The sequence below is a fragment of the Halomonas jincaotanensis genome, assembly GCF_018448785.1.
Classification (GTDB): domain Bacteria; phylum Pseudomonadota; class Gammaproteobacteria; order Pseudomonadales; family Halomonadaceae; genus Halomonas; species Halomonas jincaotanensis.
This window is the reverse complement of sequence record NZ_JAHCLU010000045.1, coordinates 1-6,250: the sequence shown is the minus strand read 5'-3', so window position 1 is coordinate 6,250 and position 6,250 is coordinate 1. Positions and strand designations below refer to the sequence as shown.

Annotated in this window: 7 protein-coding genes and 2 pseudogenes; 3 read left to right on the top strand and 6 right to left on the bottom strand. The window is 66.8% G+C overall.

All coding sequences use genetic code 11. The features are described from left to right. Positions 1–266 precede the first annotated feature (266 nt). The gene (locus KG088_RS19315; protein WP_213828225.1) at positions 267–941 is read right to left on the bottom strand and encodes an SDR family oxidoreductase; all 675 of its coding nucleotides are present in this window, start codon (positions 939–941) and stop codon (positions 267–269) included. Positions 942–1,037: 96 nt separating this feature from the next. After that, complete coding sequence (locus tag KG088_RS19310; protein WP_213828223.1) at positions 1,038–2,333, bottom strand: hypothetical protein; 1,296 nt, start codon at positions 2,331–2,333, stop codon at positions 1,038–1,040. On the opposite strand from KG088_RS19310, the pseudogene KG088_RS19980 reads away from it, so the two are divergent. Beyond that, a pseudogene (locus KG088_RS19980) lies at positions 2,332–2,733 on the top strand (hypothetical protein); the annotation flags it as partial. The gene KG088_RS19310 and the pseudogene KG088_RS19980 overlap by 2 nt on opposite strands. Before the next feature lie 94 nt (positions 2,734–2,827). Next, positions 2,828–3,385 (top strand): hypothetical protein, encoded by a 558-nt coding sequence (locus tag KG088_RS19305; RefSeq protein WP_319941486.1) that lies wholly within the window; start codon positions 2,828–2,830, stop codon positions 3,383–3,385. A gap of 62 nt (positions 3,386–3,447) precedes the next feature. Here the strand turns inward: KG088_RS19305 and KG088_RS19300 are convergent, their stop codons facing one another. The 4 genes and pseudogenes from KG088_RS19300 to KG088_RS19280 form a co-directional block, all read right to left on the bottom strand. Next, positions 3,448–3,756, bottom strand: coding sequence for a hypothetical protein (locus KG088_RS19300; RefSeq protein WP_213828221.1), 309 nt, complete (start codon positions 3,754–3,756; stop codon positions 3,448–3,450). A gap of 207 nt (positions 3,757–3,963) precedes the next feature. Then, positions 3,964–4,737, bottom strand: a pseudogene (locus tag KG088_RS20155) (ADP-ribosylglycohydrolase family protein). Positions 4,738–4,786: 49 nt separating this feature from the next. After that, entirely contained in the window at positions 4,787–5,056 is a 270-nt protein-coding gene (locus KG088_RS19285) for a hypothetical protein (RefSeq protein ID WP_213828217.1), read from the bottom strand. A gap of 40 nt (positions 5,057–5,096) precedes the next feature. Continuing rightward, positions 5,097–5,456 (bottom strand): DUF2306 domain-containing protein, encoded by a 360-nt coding sequence (locus KG088_RS19280; protein ID WP_250148390.1) that lies wholly within the window; start codon positions 5,454–5,456, stop codon positions 5,097–5,099. Between the two features lie 128 nt (positions 5,457–5,584). Here KG088_RS19280 and KG088_RS19275 point away from each other — a divergent pair, with 128 nt between their 5' ends. After that, the gene (locus KG088_RS19275; RefSeq protein ID WP_213828215.1) at positions 5,585–6,115 is read left to right on the top strand and encodes a PadR family transcriptional regulator; all 531 of its coding nucleotides are present in this window, start codon (positions 5,585–5,587) and stop codon (positions 6,113–6,115) included. Positions 6,116–6,250 lie beyond the last annotated feature (135 nt).

The following is a 6,250-nucleotide window of genomic DNA, read 5'->3' as shown; positions in this document are numbered from 1 at the left end:
GGCTGTCGGCTTGGGTGCGCAATACCCTCAGCCGCGGCATGGTGGTCTGTACCAGGGCGCACAGCGCATCACGCAGGGGCGCACCGGCCGAAAGCGCCTCGGGGTAGGCGGACAGGTACATGCCGAACGACAGCACATAGCGCACCACCTCGCGCAGGATCGTGCCTTCCTCGTCCGCCAGCGGTGTCGCCCGTCCCCCGGCATGTTCGATGGCCTCGCGGTTGATGAAGTCGGTGATCTGCGCGGGCTTGAAGGCGCCGCGCCTCCTACCAGGGCAGCGGCTCGCCGTTGCTGTGCCAGAAGGTGCCGGTGGTCGCCAGCGTCAACGCCTCGATGCACGCGGCGATGCCGGCGGCGGCCTCCTCCGGCGTGATCAGCCCGCCGAAGTTGACCATGCGGGTCTGCACATAGCCGGGGTGCAGCTGGATCACGGCAATCCCCCGCGGGGCGAGCTCCACCGCCAGGGACTTGCCGAAGGCGTTGAGCGCCGCCTTTGAGGCCCGGTAGCCGTAGCGGCCACCTGAGTCGTTGTCGGCGATCGACCCCATGCGGCTGGTGATGTTGGCTACCTTGCTGCCCTCGCCCAGGTTGCCCAGCAGCGCCTCGGTAACGCGCAGCGGCGCATAGGCGTTGATCTCCATCTGCTCGCGAATGGAGTCGAAGTCGATCTCGCCCAGCACCTCGTCGCGCAGCCGACCGGCGTTGTTGATCAGCAGGTCCAGACGTTGGCCCTCCAGCTCCACGGTCAGACGATCCACGCCCTCGTCATGGGTCACGTCGATACCCTCGATGACTCGGCTGGCCACCTCGCGAAGCTCGGCCGTTTCATCGCCACTGCTGCGGCACACACCGATCACGTCCCAACCGGCATCGCGATAGTGATGGGCCAGCGCCAGGCCGACGCCGCGGTTGGCACCGGTGATCAGTACGGTGGAAGTCATCAAAACTCCTGAATCAGATAGCGGTGTCACCTCGACCAGGTGGGGGTCCGGCACCCGACTTCAAGTGCCGGCCGCTCTGCGCTTCCCTTCCGCACCTTACTCTTCCGCTCCGGGGTGCCAGCGGCGCAGGTGCTCGGCATGGGTCTCCAGGTAGGCGCCCGGCCGGTAGTGGCGGTCGTAGAAGTCGGTGTCCAGGTGCACCGCTTGGACGAAGCCGGGCAGCACCAGGGTAGTGAAGGTGCCGGGGAACTTGCCGTGTTTGTCGAGGATGTACTGGGCCACCTCGCTCAGGCATGCCACGAACTCATCGGAATAGGGCGTCACCCCCGCCTTGACCTCGCGGCTGTGCTGCCAGGGACCGGGCATGGCGGCATCGTAGGCGCCGCCGGGGCCGAACTTGCGCGCCACGAAGGTCGCCACCGCCGCATGCATGTCCGGGTAGTAGGGCGGACAGAGCGCCTCATAGACGCCATCCAGCCCCACCGGATTGGGCAGGGTCCAGCGCGCGTCGCACACGAAGCGGAAGCCGGCGCCGGCGATGCCCTGGTCGGCGAAGGCGCCCAGGATGCTCCAGCGGTTGAGGCCGTTGAAGTAGAGGCCGCCGAGGCCCATGGCCTGCATCGTCAGCACCAGGTTATGGCCCATGAACGCCAGCTCGGCGCAGTTTCCTTCGTAGGCCATTTGCAGCAGCACCGACAGGGGTACCCGCTTCTCCTCGCTCAACAGGCCGCTGTGCTGGAAGGGCGCCAGATCGCCGGCGGGCCGCCCGAGCTCGTCATCGACGAGGGTGTTACCGTTGCCGATGGCCATGGCCAGCAGCGCCAGCACCTGCTCGCTGGCGTCGCCGATGGGCATGAACAGGGTCGAGCCCGGCGCATTGGCCATCCACAGGTTGGGCTCGAGCATATGGGGCGGCGCCGCCGGCAGGTCCAGTCGCTGGTGAGAGAGCGTCAGGGTGTGGTCGCGCACCAGGGCCAGCAAGCGCTCCACGCCATCGTCGACGCCCCGGTATTCGCGCATGCGGCTCGGCGGGATGTCGCGGGTGTTGAGGAAGTGCAGGCCCTCGTCATCGGTGAACAACATGGCGGGGGTGCCGAAGCCTCCCGCGGTGGGCGCGGTACGCCCGGTGAAACGCAGCGAGTAGTGGGCATGCTCGTCGGGGCGATCCGGCCCGTGGGGCACGCCGAAGCTCCAGCCGCTGACCCCGGTGCCGGCCACCAGCAGCACATCGCGCTCCAGCTTCGAGAGCGGCAGCGGGTCGTGTCGGGAACGGAAGGCCAGGGGGCCGGAGGGGATCTCCATGCCCAGCCCGAAGCGTCGCGCACGGCGTCCCAGGATGGCTTCCAGCAGGGGGTAGTGGAACAAATCGTTCAGGAGGTCGGACGATGCCATGGCTACGCCTCCTTTTGGAGGATGGGTGCACGCTGGGCCGAACCGCCAGGCTCGACGCCTTGAAAACAGTGTAGTGCAAACCCTGACATGGCCGCCGGCCGGTTCGACGGGTTCTAGGCCTTCCAGCAGCCTCAGGTTTCCTGCTCGACAGCCAGTCGATCAATCGCGCTATACAACTTGTCGAAATCCGCACCTTTTCGGTACTCTTTACGTCTGCAGACTTTCCTCGGTCGCGTACCTCCCAGAAAGGCCTGACATGCAGTCACACGATGTCCCACACGCCCGTGACGCTCAGCGTATCATCGTGGTTGCCATCTGGGTCGACACCCTGGTGGGACTAGCCAAGGTGGTTGCCGGCGTCCTGGGGGGATCGGCCGCGCTGGTGGCCGACGGCATCCACTCCTTCTCCGACCTGATCACCGACGGCTTCGTGCTGGCCGCCACCCACTTGGCCGCCAGGGCCCGACCACGACCACCCCTACGGCCATGGCCGCATCGAGCCCCAGGCCGCGCTGTTTCTGGGCAGCGTGCTGATCTTCGTGGCCGGCGGCATCGCCTGGTCCAGCCTAGAGCGCCTACTGTCCGGCGCCGAGGCTCCTCCTCCGGGCTGCTGGGCCATGCTCCTGGCCCTGGTCGCTCTGCTCGCCAAGGAGGCGTGGCTGATCACCGGCGAACGGCAGGTTGCTGGCGGCAAACAGGCTTTCGCCCTCCAGCGCAAAGGGCTTGCCGGGCAGGCCGTCGTGTGCCTCGTGCAACAGTATCAGCAGCGATGGCGACGTCTGCTCGAGCAGCCACAACGTACCCGCGGCCTGTTCCGCAGCTCGGTCGGCATTGAAGGTCAGGCGAACGTCGTCGGGCAGCGAGCCCGTTTCCAGCGCCATGCGGATCGTCTCGAAGGTCAGCGACTCCAGCAGCCGCGTGCCCCAAGCCGGATGGCTGCCCCACCACACGGGCACGACCAGATCGAACGGCATCGCCCCGGGCCGACCCAGCGATTCGCTCCAGCCACGAGGGGAAGCGTGACCCCATCGCAACCCGGCGGCAGGGCCTGAGCCTTGTATCAAGACGGCATGAGACCACTCGACTGTCTGACGGTACCGGCGTCGAGCCGCCCTCACTCCACCACGCGGAAGAGTTCCCAGCGGGTGGTACCGCTGACCACCAGGGGCTCGATCGCCTTGCCCCACTCCCGGTGATCGGCGCGCTCGGCGAGCTTGTCCCATTGGGCACTCAGCGTGGCCATATCCGCCACCCGCACGTCCACGGCAATCACCGACTCGGCGACGCCCACGCTACCGGTGGCAATGGTGTAGTCGGTCTGGCCGATCTCGCGGCCGATGGTCGACCACCACTGCTGGATCTTCTCGATCAGCTCCTGCTTGTGCCCGAACCGGGCCTGACAGTACCAGCGTGCAATGATCATGACATCCCCCTGAGTTATCGGGTCGGGTTGTGACACGTCGGGGTTGCCCCCGGCGATAGCAGGGACGCACCAAGCGGCGAGAGGGTTCCCGCCGTCCCGCCACTCCCCGCTTCATCGGCGCCCTGCGCGGGGGTAGCATCCCCTTGCCTCCCTCTAGGACGCCGTTATCCTCACCCTAGTCGACAGGCCCCAGAGATGCCGCCACTATCAAGTCAGGAGAAAGCGGGCCTGGAAGGCCTCCACCACCGCACGCAGCTCCGGGGTCAGCCTGGCGAGGGTCTCGAGGCGCAGCTCATCGGGCTGGCCACCACGGAAGGCCTCGGCCATGCCCCCTGCCATGCAGGCCTGGGTGTCGGCATCGCCGCCCAGGGAGACCGCATTGCGGATCGCCGCCTCGACGCTCTCGGCCTCCAGGAAGGCGGTGATCGCCGGCGGCACCGAGCCCGGGCAGGAGACGTCGAAGCGATAGCCGGGGCGCATCTCGTCCAGACGCCGCGACAGGTCGTAGCCGAAGCGCGTCTCAACCTCCTCACGCAGGCTTGCCTAGTCGGCCCCCTGACGCGCCAGGAAGATCACCGCCGCCACCGCCTGGGCGCCACGGATGCCCTCGGGGTAATCAAGGGTGACCTCGGCGCTGCGCTTGGCCAGGCTCAGGGCCTCCTCCAAGGTCTGGGCCGCGAAGCCCACCGGCGGTACCCTCATGGCCGAGCCGTTGCCCCAGCTGTAATAGGGCCGTCGATCCCGACTCGCTGCCCAGCGCATGAAACCGCCGCCGAAGCCGGCATCCGGATAGCGGTGGAAGTAGTCGTGGTAGGCATCGACGAAATCACCGCCGTGCAGCAGCACCTCCGCCACCGCCACGCAGAGCACGGTGTCATCGGTGAAGGTGCTGTGCGGCGTGAACAGCGGAAAGTTGCGGTGCTTGGTGCCCTGGCCCTCGTGCACCGAGCCGATGATATCGCCGGCAATGGCGCCGGGCATGGTGTCCTCCTTCCGGCTGGCGGGTGTGGATGGCTTTCCTTCCTGGAGATCACTCCTGATAGGGCTCGTCAGAGCGCGGGGCATCGGGTGCCTGCTCGTCCAGGGATTGACGATACTTGATGCAGCCCCGCATGAACGCCGGCCATTCCGGCACCACCGGCACTGGATCCGTCTTCTCGGGCAGCAGGCGCCAGAGTGCCGGATGATGCCAGCAGAGATCGTGCTCGCTGCAGTCGCGATGCTCGCGGATCGCCTGCCGCAGCTGCCTGACCTCGTCCAGCAGCTCCTCGCACGTCATCTCGGTCAGGTCTTCGTCCACGTTCGCCTCCTGGAAGACTCCTTGCCCCTTCACCACAAGCCTAGCTGGATGGCGACCCAACGGCCCGGCACCAGGGTGCCGATGAAGGCCCCCACCAACCCCAGGTAGGCCCCCAGCATCCACTCGCGATGCCGACGAGCCCGGCCCTTGAGGATGGCCCGCACCGCGACGGCAAGCGCACCAGCACCCACAGCGACAACAGGTGGATGGGCCCCAGATGCCCTACCAGGGGCAGGACACCGCCTCCCAGCCAGAAGGAGCTCAATGCCGAGAGCGCCATGGCCGCCACCCAGGTAATGCCCATCAGCCGATGGGGCCCGGTGCCCTTGCGCATCAGCAGGATGAGGCCCCCTATGCCGAGGGCCAGGAAGGAGGCGTAGAGATGCAGGGTGAATGCCATGGGGAACCTCCAGAAGCCAGGCCAGCAACCTTGATTGCAACCCAAATGCAACTTGTTGCATAAGGCTAGCCTCGACCCTGCCGATATGCAACCATGTGCATATCACTACCCTGACACCACGGTTTCCCATGTCACTGCGCGCCGTCCTGTTGATCACCCTGCAGCGCGAACCCGGCACCGGCTACGACATCCTGCAGCGCTTCAAGGCCGGCCTCGCCCACGTCTGGCAGGCCAGTCACCAGCAGCTCTATCGGGAGCTCGACCGCCTGCGTGGCGATGGGCTACTCGACTGCGAGACGGTGCCCCAGGCCGAGCGGCCCGACCGCAAGGTCTATCATCTGACCGTGGCAGGCCGAGAGGCTCTGGATACCTGGCTCGCCGAGCCCCTGGCCGCCAGCCCCGTACGTCAGCCCCTCTTCGCCAAATTCTTCGCCTGGGAGCACTGGCCCTCCAACGCCCGGCGGATGGAACTCACTGCCCTGCACCGCCAGCTCACGGAACGCCTGGCGACCTACGCCGCCATTGAACGGGAGTGGTTCGCCGACCCCCAGGCCCTGACATCCGCCGAGCGTGCCCCCTGGCATACGCTACGGCTCGGTCAGCGGCTCACGGAAACCTGGCAGGAGTGGATTGAAGAGGTGTTGGAGGAAGGGGAATAATCACGGTCAATAGCCGGCTCCCGAGGGAAGCCGGATTTACTGAAGGCAGGGCGGCATACGGCCGAGGCTGTGTGAAAACTCCCAAATCCGTTGCCTGTTTCCGCATCCGGCTGTCAGGCCACGTCCAGCGGCCAA

Excerpts from the sequence above, each read along its gene's own strand:
- KG088_RS19315 (WP_213828225.1), bottom strand. The coding sequence starts at position 941 with ATGACTTCCACCGTACTGATCACCGGTGCCAACCGCGGCGTCGGCCTG.
- KG088_RS19275 (WP_213828215.1), top strand. The coding sequence starts at position 5,585 with ATGTCACTGCGCGCCGTCCTGTTGATCACCCTGCAGCGCGAACCCGGC.
- KG088_RS19300 (WP_213828221.1), bottom strand. The coding sequence starts at position 3,756 with ATGATCATTGCACGCTGGTACTGTCAGGCCCGGTTCGGGCACAAGCAG.
- KG088_RS19280 (WP_250148390.1), bottom strand. The coding sequence starts at position 5,456 with ATGGCATTCACCCTGCATCTCTACGCCTCCTTCCTGGCCCTCGGCATA.
- KG088_RS19310 (WP_213828223.1), bottom strand. The coding sequence starts at position 2,333 with ATGGCATCGTCCGACCTCCTGAACGATTTGTTCCACTACCCCCTGCTG.